The organism is Celerinatantimonas sediminis (genome assembly GCF_046054195.1).
Classification (GTDB): Bacteria; Pseudomonadota; Gammaproteobacteria; order Enterobacterales; family Celerinatantimonadaceae; genus Celerinatantimonas.
Genome location: NZ_JBEQCS010000003.1, coordinates 48883 through 69380 on the forward strand (window position 1 = coordinate 48883; position 20498 = coordinate 69380).

19 protein-coding genes are annotated in these 20498 nt (G+C 42.2%); 10 read left to right on the forward strand and 9 right to left on the reverse strand.

Features of this window, described 5'->3' with window-relative positions:
* Positions 1-13: 13 nt before the first annotated feature.
* From yoaA to rnd, 5 genes are all read left to right on the forward strand, one after another.
* Positions 14-1957, forward strand: a complete 1944-nt coding sequence (gene yoaA / locus ABTQ23_RS05030) for a DNA repair helicase YoaA (protein WP_408614559.1) — start codon at positions 14-16, stop codon at positions 1955-1957.
* Between the two features lie 8 nt (positions 1958-1965).
* The gene (gene tsaB, locus ABTQ23_RS05035) at positions 1966-2655 is read left to right on the forward strand and encodes a tRNA (adenosine(37)-N6)-threonylcarbamoyltransferase complex dimerization subunit type 1 TsaB (protein WP_408614826.1); all 690 of its coding nucleotides are present in this window, start codon (positions 1966-1968) and stop codon (positions 2653-2655) included.
* A 3-nt stretch (positions 2656-2658) separates the two neighbouring features.
* A complete protein-coding gene (locus ABTQ23_RS05040) occupies positions 2659-2925 on the forward strand; it encodes a hypothetical protein (protein WP_408614560.1) in 267 nt (88 codons plus the stop codon).
* Positions 2918-3418, forward strand: coding sequence for a Slp family lipoprotein (locus tag ABTQ23_RS05045; protein WP_408614561.1), 501 nt, complete (start codon positions 2918-2920; stop codon positions 3416-3418). Before ABTQ23_RS05040 ends, ABTQ23_RS05045 begins: the two co-directional genes overlap by 8 nt.
* A gap of 133 nt (positions 3419-3551) precedes the next feature.
* The gene (gene rnd, locus ABTQ23_RS05050; protein WP_408614562.1) at positions 3552-4673 is read left to right on the forward strand and encodes a ribonuclease D; all 1122 of its coding nucleotides are present in this window, start codon (positions 3552-3554) and stop codon (positions 4671-4673) included.
* A 59-nt stretch (positions 4674-4732) separates the two neighbouring features.
* Here rnd and minE read toward each other — a convergent pair whose 3' ends face one another.
* The 3 genes from minE to minC are packed head-to-tail and all read right to left on the reverse strand — an operon-like array spanning position 4733 to position 6530.
* On the reverse strand, positions 4733-5014 hold the full coding sequence (gene minE, locus ABTQ23_RS05055) for a cell division topological specificity factor MinE (protein ID WP_408614563.1): 282 nt from the start codon (positions 5012-5014) through the stop codon (positions 4733-4735).
* A gap of 6 nt (positions 5015-5020) precedes the next feature.
* The gene (minD, locus tag ABTQ23_RS05060; protein WP_408614564.1) at positions 5021-5833 is read right to left on the reverse strand and encodes a septum site-determining protein MinD; all 813 of its coding nucleotides are present in this window, start codon (positions 5831-5833) and stop codon (positions 5021-5023) included.
* A 16-nt stretch (positions 5834-5849) separates the two neighbouring features.
* Positions 5850-6530 (reverse strand): septum site-determining protein MinC, encoded by a 681-nt coding sequence (minC, locus tag ABTQ23_RS05065; RefSeq protein ID WP_408614565.1) that lies wholly within the window; start codon positions 6528-6530, stop codon positions 5850-5852.
* 114 nt (positions 6531-6644) lie between these two features.
* Between minC and ABTQ23_RS05070 the strand changes: the two genes are divergently transcribed.
* From ABTQ23_RS05070 to ABTQ23_RS05085, 4 genes are all read left to right on the forward strand, one after another.
* A complete protein-coding gene (locus tag ABTQ23_RS05070) occupies positions 6645-6929 on the forward strand; it encodes a YcgL domain-containing protein (RefSeq protein ID WP_408614566.1) in 285 nt (94 codons plus the stop codon).
* Entirely contained in the window at positions 6916-7899 is a 984-nt protein-coding gene (locus tag ABTQ23_RS05075) for a lytic murein transglycosylase (protein ID WP_408614567.1), read from the forward strand. The genes ABTQ23_RS05070 and ABTQ23_RS05075 overlap by 14 nt, the downstream gene beginning before the upstream one ends.
* A gap of 242 nt (positions 7900-8141) precedes the next feature.
* Positions 8142-8600, forward strand: coding sequence for a YcgN family cysteine cluster protein (locus ABTQ23_RS05080; protein ID WP_408614827.1), 459 nt, complete (start codon positions 8142-8144; stop codon positions 8598-8600).
* A gap of 109 nt (positions 8601-8709) precedes the next feature.
* On the forward strand, positions 8710-9288 hold the full coding sequence (locus tag ABTQ23_RS05085) for an MSMEG_1061 family FMN-dependent PPOX-type flavoprotein (RefSeq protein ID WP_408614568.1): 579 nt from the start codon (positions 8710-8712) through the stop codon (positions 9286-9288).
* Positions 9289-9342: 54 nt separating this feature from the next.
* Here ABTQ23_RS05085 and dsbB read toward each other — a convergent pair whose 3' ends face one another.
* The 6 genes from dsbB to rne all read right to left on the reverse strand — a co-directional run bounded on the left by dsbB (position 9343) and on the right by rne (position 20138).
* Complete coding sequence (dsbB, locus tag ABTQ23_RS05090) at positions 9343-9849, reverse strand: disulfide bond formation protein DsbB (protein WP_408614569.1); 507 nt, start codon at positions 9847-9849, stop codon at positions 9343-9345.
* A gap of 50 nt (positions 9850-9899) precedes the next feature.
* The gene (gene nhaB / locus ABTQ23_RS05095; RefSeq protein ID WP_408614570.1) at positions 9900-11486 is read right to left on the reverse strand and encodes a sodium/proton antiporter NhaB; all 1587 of its coding nucleotides are present in this window, start codon (positions 11484-11486) and stop codon (positions 9900-9902) included.
* 384 nt (positions 11487-11870) lie between these two features.
* Positions 11871-13376 (reverse strand): SpoVR family protein, encoded by a 1506-nt coding sequence (locus ABTQ23_RS05100; protein ID WP_408614571.1) that lies wholly within the window; start codon positions 13374-13376, stop codon positions 11871-11873.
* 10 nt (positions 13377-13386) lie between these two features.
* Positions 13387-14655 (reverse strand): YeaH/YhbH family protein, encoded by a 1269-nt coding sequence (locus ABTQ23_RS05105; RefSeq protein WP_408614572.1) that lies wholly within the window; start codon positions 14653-14655, stop codon positions 13387-13389.
* A 17-nt stretch (positions 14656-14672) separates the two neighbouring features.
* Positions 14673-16595, reverse strand: coding sequence for a PrkA family serine protein kinase (locus ABTQ23_RS05110; protein ID WP_408614573.1), 1923 nt, complete (start codon positions 16593-16595; stop codon positions 14673-14675).
* Between the two features lie 540 nt (positions 16596-17135).
* On the reverse strand, positions 17136-20138 hold the full coding sequence (rne, locus tag ABTQ23_RS05115) for a ribonuclease E (RefSeq protein ID WP_408614574.1): 3003 nt from the start codon (positions 20136-20138) through the stop codon (positions 17136-17138).
* Between the two features lie 129 nt (positions 20139-20267).
* On the opposite strand from rne, the gene ABTQ23_RS05120 reads away from it, so the two are divergent.
* On the forward strand, positions 20268-20468 hold the full coding sequence (locus ABTQ23_RS05120; RefSeq protein ID WP_408614575.1) for a hypothetical protein: 201 nt from the start codon (positions 20268-20270) through the stop codon (positions 20466-20468).
* Positions 20469-20498 lie beyond the last annotated feature (30 nt).

Genomic DNA, 20498 nt, shown 5'->3' on the forward strand with positions numbered 1-20498 from the left:
TAGGCTTTAGAACTTGAAAGAAGATTATTTTGCGCCTGAGGGACTGCTAGCGAAAAATATTGTTGGATTTTCACCACGCAAAGCCCAGCAAAAGATGGCACAAGCAGTATCAGACGTACTCAAGCGTAAAAAAATCTTATTAGTTGAAGCTGGAACAGGAACCGGTAAGACATTCGCTTATCTGGTTCCTGCGTTGCATAGTGATCAACAAATTGTCATTAGTACCGGTTCTAAAGCGCTTCAAGATCAACTCTTCCATAAAGATTTGCCGACAATGGTCAAAGCCCTTGGATATTCTCGTCCTGTGGCGTTATTAAAAGGCCGTAATAATTATTTGTGCATTGAGCGTTTAAGTCATTTTATGCAGCAGTCGCGTGATATGGACAAGCAATTGCTGGCAGACTTAGCACGGGTTCGACAATGGTCGGTAACCAGCGCTGATGGTGATATCTCTGAACTAGGGCCGCTGGCCGAAAAATCAGAATTATTGCCATTGATTACGAGTACCAATGACAATTGTCTGGGTAGAGAATGTCCTAGTTATTCTGATTGCCCGCTAGTCAAGGCTCGAAACCGAGCGATGCAAGCGCAGATCATTGTGATCAATCATCACCTTTTTTTCGCCGATATGGCAGTCAAAGAAACAGGTTTTGGTGAGCTGTTGCCACAGGCCGACGCTTATATTTTTGATGAAGCCCACCAATTGCCCGATATTGCGACCCAATATTTTGGTCAGACATTTTCTAGCCGAATGATCAGCGACCTTTGCAAAGATATCGAACTGCTCTATCGAACCGAATTAAAAGATATGGCGCAGCTTGCAAAAGCGGGGGCTAAATTACGAGTAAGTGCCCAAGATACTCGTTTGGCATTTGAAGGTGAGAAAGAGCGCGGGGATTGGCGACCACTATTAAACAAACCAAAATTTAGCCAACAGCTAAAGCGGTTAACAGATGACCTGCAATTTGTTTATGAGTTATTAAAGCTTGCTTTGTCACGCAGTGAATTAGGTGATCATCTTTTTGAGCGAGTCGCCCAGCTGCAAGTGTTATTAGAGAAAATGCAGAACACGCAAGTGACGGGATTCAGCTATTGGTACGATACTTCAAGATTGCATTTTTCACTGAATATTACGCCGCTTAATATTGCCGAGCGATTTCGTAAAGAACTCGATGAACGTGATGCTTCATGGATTTTTACCAGTGCAACTTTAGCCGTTAATCAAGGGTTTGATCATTTTGTCAGTCAATTAGGTGTTGATGGCTCTGAGCAGCTAATGCTCGAAAGCCCTTTTGATTTTTCTCACCAAGCTTTATTGTGTGTGCCTCGCTATTTGCCTGATCCTGGTTCGCCAGGATTTGAAAAAGTAATTGTCCAAAAATTGCTGCCGATTATAGAGAAAAACGGTGGGCGATGCTTCTTTTTATGCACCAGCCATGCAATGATTCAGCGCCTGTCAGGGCTTTTGCACGAGAAAACAACACTTCCGGTTCTAACCCAAGGTGAGGCTGCAAAAGGGATATTGTTAAACCAATTTATTAAAGCGGGTAATGCTATTTTGGTTGCCACAGGCTCTTTTTGGGAAGGAGTCGATGTCCGTGGGCAGGCATTGTCATTTGTGGTGATAGATAAAATTCCATTTGCATCGCCTGATGACCCGCTGATGCGTGCCAAAAGTGAAGATTGCCGCCTTCGAGGAGGCGACCCGTTTCAACAAGTCTATTTGCCGCAAGCCGCTATTACCCTAAAACAGGGCGTTGGGCGACTTATTCGAGATACAAGTGATCGAGGTGTTGTTGTCATCTGTGATAATCGCATGGTGAATCGTCATTACGGTCAGCTATTTTTACAAAGCCTGCCACCGATGCGGCGCAGTCGCGATTTAGAGCTGGTGGAACAGTTTGTTAGTCAGATGAATCATGCGGAAAATTCCGCAATAAGTGATGTAAATTCATGAACCAAAACTTGAACATTAATATATTAGCCCTTGATACAGCCACTGAAGCATGTTCTGTTGCACTTAGTTGGCAGGGAAAAATCTACTCGCACTTTGAGAAATGCCCACGTGAACACACGCAGAAAATTTTACCGATGGTTGAGCAAGTGTTAAATCAAGCCAATGTCAGCTTGAATGAGCTAGATGCCATAGCATTTGGTCAGGGGCCTGGTAGTTTTACCGGAGTACGAATTGGCGTCGCTGCAGCTCAGGGGCTTGCGTTTGGAGCAGAATTGCCCATGGTTGGCGTCTCAACGCTTGCCGCAATGGCTCAGCAAGCGATAGATAATTGCAATGTAGATAGGGTTGTGGCGGCAATTGATGCCAGAATGGGCGAAATTTATCACGCGATTTTTTCCAATCATCAAGGTATTGCAACCATCGAACAAACCGAACAAGTAATAGCCCCTGATGAACTGGAAGTTGCCAGCGAGATGTCAGGCGTTGCAGTGGGAACTGGGTGGGAAACCTATCGCGATATTTTGAGTGAAAAATATCCGTTAGTTACCCAAACAGATATTGCACTTCCGCGCGCATACGATATGCTTAAATTGGCTAACAAGCTTTATGCTGATGGTCAAACAACGCCAGCGGCAAATGCGCAGCCTGTGTATTTACGTGACAAAGTGACCTGGAAAAAGCTCCCCGGGAGAGAATAAATCGTGAGAGTTGGTGGCATAAATCAAGCACCTTATCCGATACAGAGCCCAAATAAAGGCTCTAAAAAGGTTAAGAAACGTGCTCAGAAAAAGTCAAAATCGAGTCAGGGGAAACTGCAAGTTGTTGCAGATGAATCTGTGTTCGATGCACTTAGTTACGACATGCCATCGGCTCAAGCACAAGGTGCGCTGCGTGCTTATCAAGAAATTCATATGTTGGCAAAACGCAGCCACATTAATTTAATATTTGGTGTTGATGTTTATGCATAAACGAGTTGGATTAGCAGCTTGGTTATTTGGCTGTTTATTTCTGGTTGGTTGTAGTAGCCTTCCGCGCTCTGTTCAGTTATCCGATAATCAAACAAATACCTCTTATCAACAAGCTAAGCAATCGAATCACCAAGGGCAATGGGCGCTTTGGCAGGGGAGTATTACTAAGGTTCACAACAGCGACAAAGGCACTCAAATTCAGGTTGTAATGCAACAGCTCGATTATGAAGGCAAAGTCGTGGGGGATAATAGTCCTGGGCGTTTTGTTGCTAATTTCAAACAATTTTTAGATCCAATGATTTATGCCCCTGGTCGGACAATCTCGATAAAAGGGCAGATTAGCGCACCAACTACCATTACCATCGACAAGCTTAAGCAGCAGGTTCCAAGCCTTGATGCGAAAGCATTTTATCTTTGGCCAAAGATAAATCCTGACCCAGATCCGTTGCCACGGCATTTTTATGCTTTTGATTGTGGCCCTTGGCCTAGATAGCAAATTAACTCATCATTGCTGATTAAATAAGCAGTTAGATTAAGCAAGACAAGTCTTTATCCGGCAATTTTGTTAGACTACACAGTAATTTTCCAAGTGATGTAGACGACTTGTTCGTTGTTTATTGTTAATTATGACTTATCAGATTATTCAAACACCTTCTCAACTGGCAGCTCTTTGTGAATTTTTAGATCAGAGCTCCACCACTTTGATGCTCGATACAGAGTTCGTCCGCACTCGGACGTATTACGCTAAATTGGGATTAATCCAAATCTTCGACGGTCATCAGTGTTTTCTAGTCGATCCGGTTTTAAATGATTTAGATGAGTGTAAATTTTGGCAACGTTTAGAGCGGCATCATTGGGTTTTGCATGCGTTTGGTGAAGACTTAGAAATCATGGCGCCTCATGTGAGCCAGTTCGGCTTATCGGTCTTTGATACTCAGATTGCAGCTTCATTTTTGGGTCATGGTATTAGCTTGGGGTATCAAGGATTAATCCAACAGACCACCGGCGTCTTGCTCGATAAAGGGGAATCTCGCACGGATTGGCTGGCTCGACCATTGACTGAGCGCCAATTAGATTATGCCTCCAAAGATGTAATTTATCTCAAATCTGCGTATGAACTGCAAGTCAAAGAGCTCAAGGAAAAAGGCTTGTATGACTATGTGCTTAGTGAAAGTGCCCGTGTGGCGGCTCTGCGCTGTTTAAAACCGCAAGAACAAAGCGCTTATCTTGATGTAAAAAATGCTTGGAAATTATCTCGCCAGCAACTTGCTGTACTTCAACAATTAGCTGCTTGGCGCCTGCGAGCTGCTATTGAAAAAGATATGCCAGTGAATAAAGTGGTTCATGCCGACACGCTTTGGGCAATTGCCAAGTATCAGCCTGCTAGCAAAAATAACTTAAAAAATACCGGAATCTCACCACAAGCATTTCGTATCCATGCTCAAACTTTATTACATATCGTCAAGCAGGCTCAACAAATACCAGAGCAGCAATGGCCTGACAAAATTAAGCGAATGGTCGATTATCCAGACTACAAGCCTATGCTCAGTCAATTTCGTGAAGCGGCAACTCAAGCAGAACAACATGTTGGAATCCCAGCAGATGTGTTAGCTCCCAAACGTTTGATTCATGAACTATTTACTTGGCACTGGAAACTTTCAGAACAAGAACGACAAACTAGCCCAAAACCTGCATTGCTCGATGGTTGGCGAGAAGATGTTTTGAAACCGTATCTGCCATCATTATAATCGCTTGATATGATTAAGCCCGCTAAAAGCGGGCTTATAGTTTAGTTGAGCGCATCAAGTTATTTGGTTTTGCCTTTAGTTTTACTATCTTCGGGCAAAGTGATGTTGAGCTCTAGTACAGATAAATCAGCCTCTTTATTATCCAGCGATACCTGAATTTGCTCTGGGTCAATCTGAACATAGCGCTGAATAACCTGCAAAATATCTTGTTTTAGTGCAGGTAAGTAATCAGGGCCTGAACGCTCACTGCGTTCATGGGCCACAATAATCTGTAGACGTTCTTTGGCCAACTTCGCGGAGCTTTTTTTATTGCTGCTACGAAAGTAATCAATTAAAGCCATGTGTCACTAACCTCCGAAAATCCTGCTGAAAAAACCTTTCTTCTGCTCATTTACAAAGCGAAGTTCAAGCGGATTTCCTAATAAACGTTCAACTGCATCTTGATAAGCTTGTCCTGCGTCACTTTCAACATCAAGAATGACAGGCTCACCCGAGTTTGATGCTTTTAACACAGATTGTGATTCGGGTATCACACCTAACAGTGGTACTGCTAGAATTTCACAGACGTCCTCAACACTTAGCATGTCACCGCGATGGACGCGGGTAGGGCTGTAGCGCGTCAGTAGTAAATGTTCTTTTACTGGTTCTAGGCCTTGTTCAGCGCGACGTGATTTACTTGCGAGCATCCCCAATATTCTATCTGAGTCTCGCACCGATGAAACTTCAGGGTTAGTGGTAACAATTGCTTCATCTGCAAAATACAAAGCTAATATGGCGCCAGCTTCAATCCCTGCTGGAGAATCACAAATGATGTATTCGAAGCCTTTTTCGCTAAGCTCGTTGATGACCTTTTCCACACCTTCTTTGGTGAGCGCGTCTTTATCGCGAGTTTGCGATGCCGGTAAAACATAGAGCCCTTCAAGACGTTTATCTTTGATCATCGCTTGATTAAGCGTTGCTTCACCGTTTATGACATTGACAAAATCATAGACCACGCGCCGTTCACACCCCATGATAAGATCGAGGTTACGCAAGCCAATATCAAAATCAATAATGATGGTTTTATGGCCCTTAACGGCCAGGCCTGTGCCGATAGCAGCGCTGGATGTAGTTTTACCTACGCCACCTTTACCTGAAGTCACAACGATAACTTTGGTCATATGATTCCTTCAACACTTAGTTTAGAGGGGCAAAAGTCAATTGCCGCTCCTGTAGTTCAATACAACATGCTTGCTGCCACATAGGCTGCAGATTTTCTGATAATTGATAATGTCCGGCTATTGAGACCAACTCAGCTTGCAGACTTTGGCAACAAATGATGCAATCTGATTGTCCACTAGCTCCGGCAATTGCTCGGCCTCTAAGGGCGCCATAAACGTGAATACTGCCGTCAGCTATAATTTCTGCGCCATTACTAACACTACCAAAAACGACTAAATCACAATTTTTAGCATAAACCTGTTGTCCTGAGCGGACCTGCCCACGAACCACTTTAGGTGGTTGACCGATACTCACATCTTGAGGAGCTTCGATCGGTTTAGGCTCGACATCTCGACCTGCAATTAAAACTGGGATATTGGCCGTGTGGCAAAGCTGTTTTTGAGCGCTATCTCGCGTTCCTGTTACACCAACCATAACAAAACCAGTGGCATTAATCGCCTTTCTCAATGCAGGAAAATCAAGCGACTCATTAACTAAACTTACATTTACAATAACCGGTGCAGTTGCAAAAAATTTTGGGGCTTGAGCCATTTTCTTCTCAAGTACCTGTTTGATATGCTCCAAATCATTGTCAATCAAATGAATGACTGAGATCGTAAATGTCGTTCCCTTTATTTCAACTTCTGGTTCGGCCATGTGATTAACTATTCCTATTACTTTAGTCTTTTTAGTGGCACATTGTTGGTATGCAATCTATTTTGCTATAGTTTGCCCATTTATCTGTAACGAAACAATAAAAAGAGTCAAAACATGCTGTGCTATATTTATAAAAGCTTAAAAAAAGAACAAACATACCTTTATATAGCCAAACGAGATAAGTTTGAAAACGTTCCTAAGCAATTATTAACCATGTTTGGTAAACCCGAGTTATTCATGACTTTTAATTTAGCCGGTAACAAACAACTGGCGATTGCCGATATCGACAAAGTCCGAGAAGCGATGCAAAAGGATGGATTTTATCTGCAGCTCCCACCTCCTGTGACAAATGAACTTGAAGTATTTAAAGCTTCTAAGGGGATACATGACTCGGATTAAATTGGCTATTGGATGTTTGATTCTATCCCTTGGCGTGACTGTGAATGCCAAAGCACAGTCCTTTGATGATTATGTTCTCTCACTTAAGCATCAAGCACTTGAGAAGGGCTATTCACAACCGCTGATTGACGAGGCGTTTAACAACGTCAAGTTACGCAAAAAGGTTATTTATAGCGATAAAAACCAACCTGAGTTTCGCCTGACTCTAGATACTTATATCCCAAGAGCATTACCTAAATGGAAAGTTGCTAAAGCGCGTAAATTGTATAAACAATATTATCCGCTATTAACGAAAATTTCGGCTCAATACCATGTCCAGCCCCGTTTTATCGTAGCTCTATGGGGAATTGAATCTAATTTTGGCAATCTTACTGGACGCTACGATGTGATGTCAGCACTCACGTCGCTGGCCTATGATGGCCGCAGAAGAGCGTTTTTTGAACGCCAGATCATGGCATCGCTTGCCATTATGAAAAAAGATGGCATTTCACGTAGTACCCTTAAAGGCTCATGGGCCGGCGCAATGGGGCAGGTTCAATTTATGCCTGGAACCTATTTCGCCTATGCAGTAGATGGCGACGGTGATGGCAAGAGCGATCTGTGGAATAGTGTGCCGGATGCATTAGCATCGGCGGCAAATTATCTAAATAAAATCGGTTGGCGAGACGATATGACATGGGGACGCCAAGTACATTTACCCAAAGATTTTGATTTGAAAACACTCGATATTAAATCTGCAAAATTGCTATCTGAATGGGAAAAATTAGGTGTTCGCCGGTACAGTGGCCAAGCGTTACCCACGCGTCAAATTAAGGCTCGATTAGTGGTTCCTGACGATCGCAACGGTCGTATTTATTTGGTTTATCACAACTATGAGACATTGCTCAAATGGAACCGCTCTAACTATTTTGCCATTACTGTTGGAAGCTTAGCTGATCGCATTGCATACCCACCAGTTGATTTACGCTAGCCAATGTTTCTTTGATATAATTCCCGATGTTTTATCCATATTGACCGACTTTAATTTGGTCAATATGGATTATCTATGGCAGGCTACCTGGGCATTCGCTCAAGGCCTTTTCAGTGTTTTTAACCTTAGTTATACGATAACACAACTGTTAGTTTGCGAAGACATACGCCCCTGTTGCATACGCCGATGGCGTCATTTGCTTTGAAACAATCATAAGACTATTAAAAAAGGTAAATTTGGTGATTAACGATCCTCTATTTTGGCAGCATAAATCTCTTGAGCAGATGAGCGAAAGTGAATGGGAAGCGCTTTGTGACGGCTGTGGTAAATGCTGTTTAGCAAAAGTAATCGATGATGATACCGATGAGCTTTATTTTACGGATATTAATTGTCAGCTATTAGATCAGCACAGTTGCCAGTGCAGTGATTATGCGAATCGTTTTGCTAAGGTCAGTGATTGCGTCAAAATTACACTTGAACATCATGAATCATTTCAATGGCTTCCACCAAGTTGTGCCTATCGGCGTTTAGACGAAGGAAGAGCTTTGCCATTATGGCATCCACTTCGCCACAATGGTGATAAGACATTAATGCATCGCGTGGGGGCTTCTGTGCGAGGTAAAACAATTAGTGAAACAGCTGTTAGTGGGGAGCTACAAGAATTTATTGCTTATTGGCCATTAGATGAATGTGAAGACTAGTGGTGCAGAATCATTTGTATTGTAATTATAAATACAAATGATTTACATTATTTAAAATAATCGAGAAACGACACTACTTTTCATCATTTTTCTCAAAACAGGAGCCGTTTTGAACGAATCAATTACGAAGATTGCACAACTTGAAGATTGCTATGGAACGCCGCATGAAATTGTTAAAAATAAGGCGGTTTATCAAATCGACCCATACACTCAGAAATTTATAGAACATAGTCCTTTTGTCATTTTATCAAGTTGTGATTCTGAAGGCTTTATGGACACATCTCCTCGTGGAGGTGAACCAGGATTCGTCAAAGTGCTTGATGAGACCACCTTGCTCATCCCTAATAGTGCTGGCAATCGGCGTTTAGACACATTTAGGAATCTGTTAAGCCATCCACAAATTGGGCTGATGTTTATGATCCCAGGCATTGAAGAGATTGTTCGAGTCAAAGGTTATGCCAGTTTGCATTCTGACCCTGAGCTTTGTGCAAAGGCCCCCGATGGTAATCGCGTTCCTAAAATGGTAGTCAAGGTTATCGTTAAGGAGCTGTTTTTTCACTGTCCCAAAGCAATTATGATCTCTAAACTCTGGCAGCCTGATAATGTAACAGACCGGTCGTTCTTGCCATCATTAGGTGACATCGTTACCGAACAACAGCGACTTAAAGAACAATCGCGTAATCATTAAAAGCAAAAACCCGCCAATGGCGGGTTTTCTATTAGTGAATCTATTTATAACAGATTAACGGCGGAATTGTCCCACCAGAATAACAAGAGCCATGATTAAATAGACGCCAAAAGCGACGATAAGCCACTGCGGCATACTCCAATCCATCATCTTCCAAACTATCACGGAGCAATCCCCATGAGGTTGGAACATCCACGGAAACCAGTCATTCAGTCTGAGCCAACTCGGAAAATGCGGATATGGACTGCAGGTTGAAAAAGGCGAAGGATGTAACTGTAATTGAGTATGCTGCCATGCGAGCAATAATCCCCAAGCGCTAGAAGCTATAAATCCCACTGTACCAATCAAACGAAACAGTAACCAGCGTGGCGCAATAAAAGCAAAAATAGCACTGACAAATATTCCTAACATCGCGGTGCGCTCATAGACACACATGACGCAGGGTTCTAATTTTTTGCCGTATTGAAAATATAAAGCTGCGAGTTCAAAAGCGACCGTACTAAGAGCAAGAACGAGCCATGGCTTACGGTGCATCGACCAGGTTCGAAAAAGTTTAACCACACCAACTCCTTAAACTAAGAAAGGGCAAATTGCCCTTTCTTATACCAAATTTAGTGACCAATTGCAGCTGCTGCAGCTTTGGCACTATGATGAATCAACCAACCATGTTGGTAAAACAGGTCAGTGACCGGCATTAGGAAGAAATTCACACAAAGCAGGCCAACAACGACTAAAACAATCGTGTAGGGTAGAGCCATCATAACCATGCGGCCATATGAAAGTCTTAATAGCGGTGCTAAAGAGGACGTTAATAGGAACAAAAATGCGGCTTGACCATTGGGAGTTGCCACCGATGGTAAGTTTGTACCTGTATTAATCGCAACGGCTAGCATATCGAATTGGTCCCGAGTAATTTGACCATCCATCAGCGCTGAGCGAACTTCATTGATATATACCGTTCCCACGAACACGTTATCCGAGACCATGGATAGAACGCCATTAGCAAGATAAAAGGCAATTAATTGCGCGTGGCCTTCTTGTTGTAAAACCCAATGAATCACAGGCTTAAATAACTGCAAATCGATAATCACAGCAACAACCGAGAAGAATACTGCCAGTAAAGCGGTAAAAGGTAGGGCTTCGGTAAATGCTTCGCCTAATTGATGTTCTTCGGTAATCCCCGCAAAGGTGGTTGCAAGAATGATGACTGACAAACCGATTAAACCCACTGCAGCAAGGTGTAGTGCCAAGCCAACAATCAACCATACTGCGATAATACCTTGTACGATTAATTTGATATTTTCACGGCGAGTACGGCGGCTATCTTCATAAGCGTCAAAGCGCTGCATAATAGCTCGAACACGTTCAGGAAGTTTACCGCCATAACCAAACCAGCTCATTTTTTCTAAAATGATACAAGTGACAAGCCCTAAAATTAAAACGGGCACAGATACTGGCGCCATCCGCAAGAAAAACTCACTGAAATGCCATCCGGCTTGGTCTGCAATAATTAGGTTTTGAGGCTCACCAACCATGGTGCATACGCCGCCTAGCGCCGTGCCGACACCGGCATGCATGAGCAGGCTACGTAGAAAAGAGCGGAAGCCATCTAAGTCCTGGCGAGTTAATTCATCTTCAAGTTGTTCATCTTGGGTATGATCATGTTCAATATGGAAATCTTTTCCTGAAGCAACTTTATGATAAATTGCATAAAATCCGACAGCAACACTGATCACTACCGCAATTACAGTCAAGGCATCGAGAAATGCAGATAAAAACGCAGCAGCTAGACAAAATGCTAGTGATAGAAGGACTTTACTGCGAATTTTGGTAAGCATTTTGGTAAAAACGTAAAGCAATAACTGCTTCATGAAGAAAATACCAGCAACCATGAAGATCAATAAGAGAATTACTTCAAAGTTGGCTAATAGTTCATGTTTGACAGTCTCTGGCGATGTCATCCCGATTGCTATCGCTTCAATTGCTAATAAGCCACCGGGTTGCAGTGGATAGCATTTTAAAGCCATCGCCAGCGTAAATATAAATTCAACGACTAAGACCCAACCAGCGACAAACGGATCAATCGAAAAGATGATCGGATTGACGACTAAAAAGGCGATTATGGCAAGTTTGTACCACTTAGGTGACTTACCAAGAAAGTTAGAGGCAAAAGCCGTTAGTAACGAGTCATTGGTCATAATTGCGCTAATATCCTGTTAAAAGAGTGATCCATTTTATAGTAAGTAGAGTAGCTGTCCAAAACACATTACGAAATGCGTTTAAGAATTATTCTAAATTAAAATATGGTGTGAAAAATACCTATTGATTAAAGAATAACTCGAATAGTTCAGAACATTGACTAAAGTTAAGCTTTAAGCGTTTTTTTAGTAAAAAAACTATTTTGATGATGTTTATGCTTGTTAAATAAATGCGTGTAAAGCGTTGCTTAAATATAAAGCAAAATATACTAGGCCATGCTAGACATTGTACTAGAGATGTTTTTTTATAAAAATAGCGGTTTCGTTTAAGATTGAGTAACAATAATAAAAAAGCTACTGTATCGCTACAGTAGCTCATAGCAGTTAATCAGCTGTTTTCGGCGGGCAAGTTGCTAATATTTCTGTATGTCCAGAGTCTGCCACTTGCTCTAATCGCACTGTGAATCCCCACAATCGATGCAAATGCCTTAGGACCTCATCTAGATTTTTGGCCAGAGGAATATGATTATGCGGCGTGTATCGCAGTGTCATAGAACGATCCCCTCGAACATCAACATTATAAACTTGAATATTCGGATCAATCGTCGAAATATTATATTGATTAGAAAGCGCCTGGCGAACCGCCTGATAACCCGCCTCATTATGAATCGAACTAATTTCCAAATAAGGTAAGTTATGATGGTCGGTTAAGTTAAACAATTTAAAATCACGAATAAGCTTCGGTGATAAAAATTGACTTATAAAGCTTTCATCTTTGAAATTTTGCATCGCAAAATGCAACGTTTCGAGCCAATCACTCCCGGCTATATCAGGGAACCAATATTTGTCTTCCTCCGTTGGGTTTTCACAAATCCGCCGAATATCACACATCATGGCAAATCCAAGGGCATATGGATTTATCCCATTGAAATAAGGACTGTTATAGGCCGGCTGAGCTACAACGTTCGTATGATTATGTAAAAACTCCAGAATGAATCGGTCTGTGACATAACCTTGGTCATACATATCGTTCAAAATAGTGTAATGCCAAAAAGTCGCCCAACCTTCATTCATCACCTGTGTTTGCCGTTGCGGATAAAAGTATTGGCTGATTTTGCGCACAATCCGAATGATTTCCCGCTGCCAAGTTTCTAAAAGCGGCGCTTTTTTCTCAAGAAAATATAAAATATTCTCTTGTGGTTCTTCCGGGAAGTTTTTCGGTTTAAATTGCTGCTCACTTTCATTTTTAGGAATGGTTCGCCACAGCTCATTCACCTGAGCTTGTAGATATTCCTGGCGAGATTTCTGTCTGGCTTTTTCCTCTGCAAGCGAAATAGGAGAAGGGCGTTTATAGCGATCCACGCCGTGATTCATCAGTGCATGGCAAGAGTCTAAAATATCTTCTACAGCTTCGATGCCATAGCGTTTTTCACACTCAGCAACATAATTTTTTGCAAATAGTAGATAATCAATAATTGAGCTTGCATCTGTCCATGCTTTAAATAAGTAATTATTTTTAAAGAAAGAGTTATGTCCATAGCTGGCATGCGCCATTACTAGCGCCTGCATCACCATAGTATTTTCTTCCATTAAATAAGCGATACATGGATTTGAGTTAATAACAATTTCATAGGCCAGCCCCATCTGGCCTCGCTTATAAGTCTGCTCTGTCTGAATAAATTTTTTACCAAATGACCAGTGATTATAGCCAATTGGCATACCTACACTTGAATAGGCATCCATCATTTGTTCAGCAGTAATAATTTCAATTTGGTTCGGGTAAGTTTCTAGCTTGAACTTTTCAGCCGTTGCAGCGATCACTTCGTGATACTGCTCAATGAGCGGGAAAGTCCAGTCTGGCCCGTCATCTAGACGTTTGTTTTTGACCATACTCTCCTCCTCATGCAACTTCTTTTCGGAAAAACTCTCTGAATACCGGGAAGATATCCTCAGGTTTGCGAATATGCTGCAAGTCAAAATTTGAATGTTGTTGGGCGAGAGATTCGTACTCACGCCATAAAGTTTGATGCGCTCTAGCTGTAATTTCTATATAAAAGAAGTTACGGATTAGCGGTAAAATATCTCGGTCAAGCAATGTCCGGCATACTGGTGAATCATCTGCCCAGTTGTCCCCATCAGATGCTTGGGCTGCATAAATGTTCCACTGATCTTCAGGGTAACGATCAGCAATAATTTGTTTCATTAATTTTAATGCGCTGGATACTATGGTTCCCCCAGTTTCCTGCGAGTAGAAGAACTCTTGCTCATCGACCTCTTTGGCTTGAGTATGATGGCGAATAAACACAATCTCGATACGTTCGTAATTACGCGTCAAGAATAAGTACAACAACAGGTAAAACCGTTTAGCCATATCTTTGGTCGCTTGGTCCATTGAACCAGACACGTCCATTAAGCAAAACATCACAGCTTGTGAGTTTGGTACAGGTTGCTTAACAAAAGCGTTAAATTTCAGATCGAAGGTATCAATAAAGGGGACTTTACGAATACGTTCTCTGAGCTCTTCTGCCTCTTTTTCTAAAATTAAAATTTCAGCTTCATTCTCCTGAGGAGATTCGTTTAATTTTACAATTTGCTGTTCAAGTTCATGTAAAACCCGCTTTTTACCCGCTGACATCGCAGTACGACGTAACAGTGAATTTTGTAACGAACGAACAATATTAATATTCGATGGGACACCATCATTGGTGAAACCAGCACGAACAGTTCGAAAATCAACCATTCTATCGGTACTGTTTTCTTGCAAGTTTGGCAGTTCTAGATCATCAAAAAGAATATCTAAATATTCATCTTTTGAAATCTCAAACTGAAAGTTATCAGTGCCTTCACCGCTATTACTTGCATCACCTTCACCGGAACCACCACCGCCCCCTCCTTGGGGGCGTTCTATTCTGTCACCAGGTGAGAACTGATCGTTGCCTGGTAATACTCGAGTACGGTCACCACCTTCACCTTGATGGAAAAATGGTTCCGTAATATCCCGAGAGGGGATAGAAATGCTTTCTCCAGAATCGAGATCCTGAATACTGCGCTGATTGACGGCATCAGTTACTGCTTTTTTGATCTGCTGTTTATAGCGGCGCATAAAGCGCTGCCGATTCACAGCGCTTTTGTTTTTACCGTTTAAACGTCGGTCAATAAAATGAGCCATACAAAAACCTCCGATGGCTAAGACGATTTACGAACACGTAAATACCACTCAGAAAGAAGTCTGACCTGTTTACGGGTATAACCTTTTTCCATCATACGGTCGACGAAATCGTCATGTTTACGTTGGTCTTCAGCCGAAGTTTTCGCATTAAACGAAATAACTGGCAGGAGATCTTCGGTGTTTGAGAACATTTTTTTCTCAATCACAGTGCGAAGTTTCTCATAACTCGTCCAGTTCGGATTTTTACCTTCATGATTCGCTCTGGCACGTAAAACAAAGTTTACGATTTCATTACGAAAATCTTTCGGGTTACTAATGCCTGCTGGTTTTTCAATTTTTTCCAGCTCATCGTTTAACGCGGCGCGGTCAAATAGCTGGCCGGTGTCTGGGTCGCGGAATTCTTGATCCTGGATCCAGAAGTCAGCATAAGTCACGTAGCGGTCAAAGATATTCTGGCCATATTCAGAATATGACTCTAGATATGCCGTCTGAATTTCTTTACCAATAAATTCGATATAAGTTGGAACAAGATACCCTTTAAGAAATTCCATATATTGATCGGTCATCTCTTGTGGGAACTGTTCACGTTCAATCTGTTTTTCTAGTACGTAAAACAGGTGAACAGGGTTTGCTGCAACTTCGGTTGGGTCAAAGTTAAAGACGCGCGATAAGATTTTGAACGCAAATCGTGTGGATAGACCGTTCATCCCTTCATCGACGCCAGCAAAATCCCGATACTCTTGATAGGACTTCGCTTTTGGATCGGTATCTTTTAAACTTTCTCCGTCATAGACCCGCATTTTGGAAAATAGCGACGAGTTTTCAGGATTTTTTAGTCGAGATAGGACTGAGAACTCAGCCAATAATTTTAAAGTGCTAGGTGCACAGTTAGCGTGGTTAAGTTCACTATTATCCAGAAGTTTCTGATAAATTTTCATCTCTTCAGAAACCCGTAAGCAGTATGGCACTTTGACAATGTACACACGGTCTAGGAAGGCTTCGTTGTTTTTGTTGTTACGAAATGCCTGCCATTCTGACTCGTTAGAGTGGGCCAAAATGATCCCAGAGAAGGGCAGTGCAGACAAACCTTCGGTGCCGTTATAGTTTCCTTCTTGGGTTGCTGTTAATAATGGATGTAGCACTTTAATGGGTGCTTTGAACATTTCCACAAATTCCATCAACCCTTGGTTAGCTCGGCATAAAGCGCCCGAGTAACTATAGGCATCGGCATCGTTTTGCGCATAATGTTCAAGTTGGCGAATATCGACTTTACCAACTAGCGATGAAATATCTTGGTTATTTTCATCCCCTGGTTCAGTTTTAGCGATTGCTATTTGATCCAAAATAGATGGGTAGATTTTTTCAACTTTAAACTGCGTAATATCACCGCCAAATTCGTGCAACCGTTTTGCCGCCCAAGGTGACATGATTGGTCGCAGGTAACGGCGCGCGATGCCATATTCTTTTTGTAAAATGTCGCCATCTTCTTCTACATCAAACAAAGCAAAAGGATGGTCGTTTACGGGTGAGCCTTTTAAAACATAAATAGGCAATTTTTGCATCAGGCTTTTTAATTTTTCGGCCAACGATGATTTACCACCACCGACAGGGCCAAGCAGGTACAAAATTTGTTTTTGTTCTTCAAGCCCTTGAGATGCGTGTTTGAGATAGGAGACAATTTGTTCAATACTGTCTTCCATCCCGTAGAATTCTTCAAAAGCGGGATACCTAGCAATAACCCGGTTAGAAAATAGTCGGCTCAGACGAGGGTCTTTTGCCGTATCGATGTATTCAGGTTCCCCAATAGCCAGTAACAAACGTTCTGCTGCAGAAGCATAGACTGATGGGTCGTCCTTACATAACTGTAAATATTGTTCCAAAGATAGCTCTTCATGGCGAGCCTCTTCATAACGTTGCTGATAATGATTGAATATGCTCATAGCACTCTCCCTAACATCGTTTCCATCCGAAAACCAGATAGACTTCGCAAACGAATTCGTTATGTAGTTACTTTAAGATTAGACTAATAACCGAATAACCCAATAAAACATAAAAGAAAAACTTTGATATTTATTTTGCCACTCAATAACCAGGCCCAATTTTTCGCCTCTATCTATTTTAGTTTTTGATTGACCACCCAACTTTGTCAAAGTCTTTTACGCGCTTACTGAAGTTTAAATGGTTGCATCATTTATGCCGAAAATAATTGACACAAATGACGAAAAGATTTGGAGAATGTCATTTTGTCGAAAAAAAGACCAATTAAGATAATGATTTATCGGATAAAAATATCAACAAAAAAAACACGAGGAGGGGAATTTGAAAGATGAATTTTTTATATACAAACTTATTTTTTAGTTTTTTTATAAAAAAATAAACTAAAAAATAGCAAATCTATATCAATCGCAGTTTAAAAGAAGGCCCATCAAAATGACGGGCCTTTTACCATTAGATGATGATTAAAATTGCACCAGATATGATCACATCGTTTTCTGCATTGGTGCATTCACCCAATTAGAAGCACCATCGATGCCTGCTTGTCTACCACTGTGAACCAAATTAGGCCGATCATATGGCTGTGCTTCTATGGTTATTTGAGTAACCTCTGCCGGTTTCGGTTTAGTCATTGGGGCAAAAGCATGCCCTTTAGCGCCACCAACGCTCCCTTTAGTAACAGGAGCGTTTTTCTGTTCGCTTTGCTGCACAACGTCTTCAGAGACAACTTGTGGTTCATTTGCAACATTGTCAGATTGAGTTACTTGGAGATTAGCTTCTGCGTTAACGTCAGCTTCATCATCAGTGACTTTTGGTTGTACAGGCGCAATTGCTTCAGCCTCATCCTGTTGCTCTGGCGTTGGTGCTGGCTCAGTTACAGGCTCTTCCTCTAACGATGATTGCTCTTTTTTAACCAAATCCGCTTCAACTGAATTTATCTCACTTTGCACCGGTGTTGATTTTTCATCAGCTTCGCTACTATTTTCAATATCAGCTTTGGGTAGGTCGCTAAAACGTTTACGCTCACCAGCATGTGGCGATTGAGTATTACGGCGGCGGCGACGCTTAGGTTTAGTCTGAGATTCATCTTCAGCTTTGGTTGGCTCGCTATCGCCAGTTACAACTTCATCGGCTTCATTTGAGTCTTTTTGCGCTTCAACAGCGGGCTCTGCCGCATCTAAAGATTCGACGCTTTGCTCTTTATTTACATCCACTTGAGCGGCTGCTTGCTCAACTGTTGTTTCAACCTCTACAGACTCGACAACTTGGTTTTGCTCAACAGTGGCTGCAGGTTGTTGCACTTGTTCGGCAACAATCGTTGTATCGGCAATTTCAGTTTTCGTTACCTCTATTGACTGCTCAACATCTTTAACAACTTCTTGCATGCGGATCTTGCGATGCATACGGCGTTGTTGACGACGTGGTTTTACAACTTCTTCAGCAGCTGTGTTTTGTTGCGGTTTGTTCTGCTGAGGTTTCTCTACATTTAGTTTTTTATCGTCAGTTACAGATGTGCGCTGTTTGTTAGCAGGTTTATTCGCTGCATTTTTCTTCTGATTTTGTGCTGACTTATCATCTTTAACCGCAGTTGGCTTTTTAGTATTAGCCGAACCTTGAGTTTGAGATGAACCTTCTTGTTTTTTAGTTTTGTTCGTATCGCCATTTTGTTTGGAGCGATTCTGACGACGATTACGATTTTCCCGTGTTTTACGCAATTGCTCCGAATTAGAAGATTGTTCTGTTTTCGGTTTAGCAACTGGAGCAGGGGAAGCGGTTTGCGTACTCGCTTGTTCAGGTTGTTCTGAGCTCGCGGCAAACAGTTTTTTCATCAAACGAGAGAACCAAGATTGCGATGCATTCGCTGTCTGTTCTGTTTTGCTAACTGGTGCTGGCTCAATAGGCGCAAAGCCTTTTAAGACAGGCTGTTCTTGGCTTTGTTCTTGAGAGTGAACTCGAGGTTGATACACAGGAGATGGCTGCGCTGTAGCAAGGCTATAACTAGGCTCATCGGTCTGCTCAACCGGACGCACACGGTTGACCTCGTAATGAGGAGTTTCCATGTACTGGTTTGGAATGATAACAATTCGAACTTGGTGGCGTTTTTCAACTTTGTTCAACGAAACTCGTTTTTCGTTTAACAAATATGCAGCGACTGAAACAGGAACTTCAGCTCGCACTTCATTGGTATTCTCTTTTAAGGCTTCTTCTTCAAGTAAGCGTAAAATTGAAAGTGCCAATGATTCGGTGTCACGAATCGTACCTTGGCCATTACAGCGAGGGCAGATGTGAGTTGATGATTCACCGAGTGATGGGCGAATTCGCTGACGCGACATTTCGAGCAAACCAAACCGAGAAATGCGACCAATCTGAATTTTAGCTCGATCTTGGCGTACTGCTTCGCGGAACCGGTTTTCAACTTCTCGCTGGTTTTTAACCGGAGTCATATCGATAAAGTCAATGACGACTAAGCCACCTAAATCTCGTAAGCGTAATTGACGAGCAATTTCATCAGCAGCTTCAAGGTTGGTTTGTAAAGCCGTTTCCTCAATATCCCCCCCTTTAGTTGCGCGAGCCGAGTTGATATCGATAGAAGTCAATGCTTCTGTTGGGTCGATAACAATACTCCCACCGGATGGTAGGCGAACTTCACGCATAAAGGCTGATTCAATCTGCGATTCAATTTGGTAATGGTTAAATAACGGGACTTCACCTTCGTAACGTTTGACGCGATTGACAAAATCAGGCCGCACGCGCGAGATATGCTCTTTAGCTTCTTCAAAGATGGCTTTGTTATCAATTAAGATTTCGCCAACATCACGACGCAAATAGTCGCGAATGGCTCGCACGATCACGTTGCTTTCTTGATGGATAAGCACAGGGGCAGGGTGAGAGTCAGCGACAGATTTAATTGCATCCCAACGGTTGAGCAATACTTTTAAATCCCACTCTAACTCTTCGGCTGATTTACCTGTTCCGGCAGTACGAACAATTCGTCCCATACCTTTTGGAACTTTAATCGCGTTTAAAGCTTCTTTGAGCTGAGTACGATCATCGCCTTCAATACGTCGCGAGATGCCACCTGCATTTGGGTTATTTGGCATCAAAACCAAATAGCTACCAGCCAAACTGATAAATGTAGTTAACGCCGCACCTTTATTGCCACGCTCTTCTTTATCAATCTGAACAATAACTTCTTGGCCTTCTTTTACCGCATCTTTAATCGATGGGCGACCTTTGTAGACATACCCGTCTGTAAAATACTCGCGGGAAATCTCTTTAATTGGTAAAAAGCCATGGCGTTCTGCGCCATAATCTACAAATGCGGCCTCTAGACTAGGTTCAACCCGAGTAATTTTACCTTTATAAATATTCGCTTTTTTTTGTTCATGACCTGGGCTTTCAATATCCAGATCATACAGCTTCTGTCCGTCTACTAGTGCCACGCGCATCTCTTCGAGTTGCATGGCATTAATTAACATTCTTTTCATTCGTTCTGCCTTGGTATATTCCCCAAGCAGAGCATTCAACCTGCCTTATAACGGCAAGGCCCTGTGTTTTTAAAAATAACGGAAATGGAACCTCACGGTTGCGGCTTCGTCAATAAAAGGGCGCATAAAATGACGCGTCGTAATTACCTTGGCGCAGATAGCTCTGTGGCGATCATGCAACCCGGTGTAAAATCTACTCGCTCTTCGCGTTTTAAGGCAACGTTAACGATGCCTGCTCGGTTGTTTTTAATTTGTTATTCGTTCTCGCTGAAAGGCCGTAGTGACTTGTATAATACGGTGCACATCAGTGAACTGAGCGTGACGCACTAAAAATAATAAAACCGGTGCGTTTAACATGTT

Bases quoted from the DNA above. Each gene is read 5' to 3' on its own strand.
- ABTQ23_RS05045 (WP_408614561.1), top strand. From the start codon at position 2,918: ATGCATAAACGAGTTGGATTAGCAGCTTGGTTATTTGGCTGTTTATTT.
- rnd (WP_408614562.1), top strand. From the start codon at position 3,552: ATGACTTATCAGATTATTCAAACACCTTCTCAACTGGCAGCTCTTTGT.
- minE (WP_408614563.1), bottom strand. From the start codon at position 5,014: ATGGCTTTAATTGATTACTTTCGTAGCAGCAATAAAAAAAGCTCCGCG.
- minD (WP_408614564.1), bottom strand. From the start codon at position 5,833: ATGACCAAAGTTATCGTTGTGACTTCAGGTAAAGGTGGCGTAGGTAAA.
- minC (WP_408614565.1), bottom strand. From the start codon at position 6,530: ATGGCCGAACCAGAAGTTGAAATAAAGGGAACGACATTTACGATCTCA.
- ABTQ23_RS05070 (WP_408614566.1), top strand. From the start codon at position 6,645: ATGCTGTGCTATATTTATAAAAGCTTAAAAAAAGAACAAACATACCTT.
- ABTQ23_RS05075 (WP_408614567.1), top strand. From the start codon at position 6,916: ATGACTCGGATTAAATTGGCTATTGGATGTTTGATTCTATCCCTTGGC.
- nhaB (WP_408614570.1), bottom strand. From the start codon at position 11,486: ATGACCAATGACTCGTTACTAACGGCTTTTGCCTCTAACTTTCTTGGT.
- ABTQ23_RS05100 (WP_408614571.1), bottom strand. From the start codon at position 13,376: ATGGTCAAAAACAAACGTCTAGATGACGGGCCAGACTGGACTTTCCCG.
- ABTQ23_RS05105 (WP_408614572.1), bottom strand. From the start codon at position 14,655: ATGGCTCATTTTATTGACCGACGTTTAAACGGTAAAAACAAAAGCGCT.
- ABTQ23_RS05110 (WP_408614573.1), bottom strand. From the start codon at position 16,595: ATGAGCATATTCAATCATTATCAGCAACGTTATGAAGAGGCTCGCCAT.
- rne (WP_408614574.1), bottom strand. From the start codon at position 20,138: ATGAAAAGAATGTTAATTAATGCCATGCAACTCGAAGAGATGCGCGTG.
- ABTQ23_RS05120 (WP_408614575.1), top strand. From the start codon at position 20,268: ATGACGCGTCGTAATTACCTTGGCGCAGATAGCTCTGTGGCGATCATG.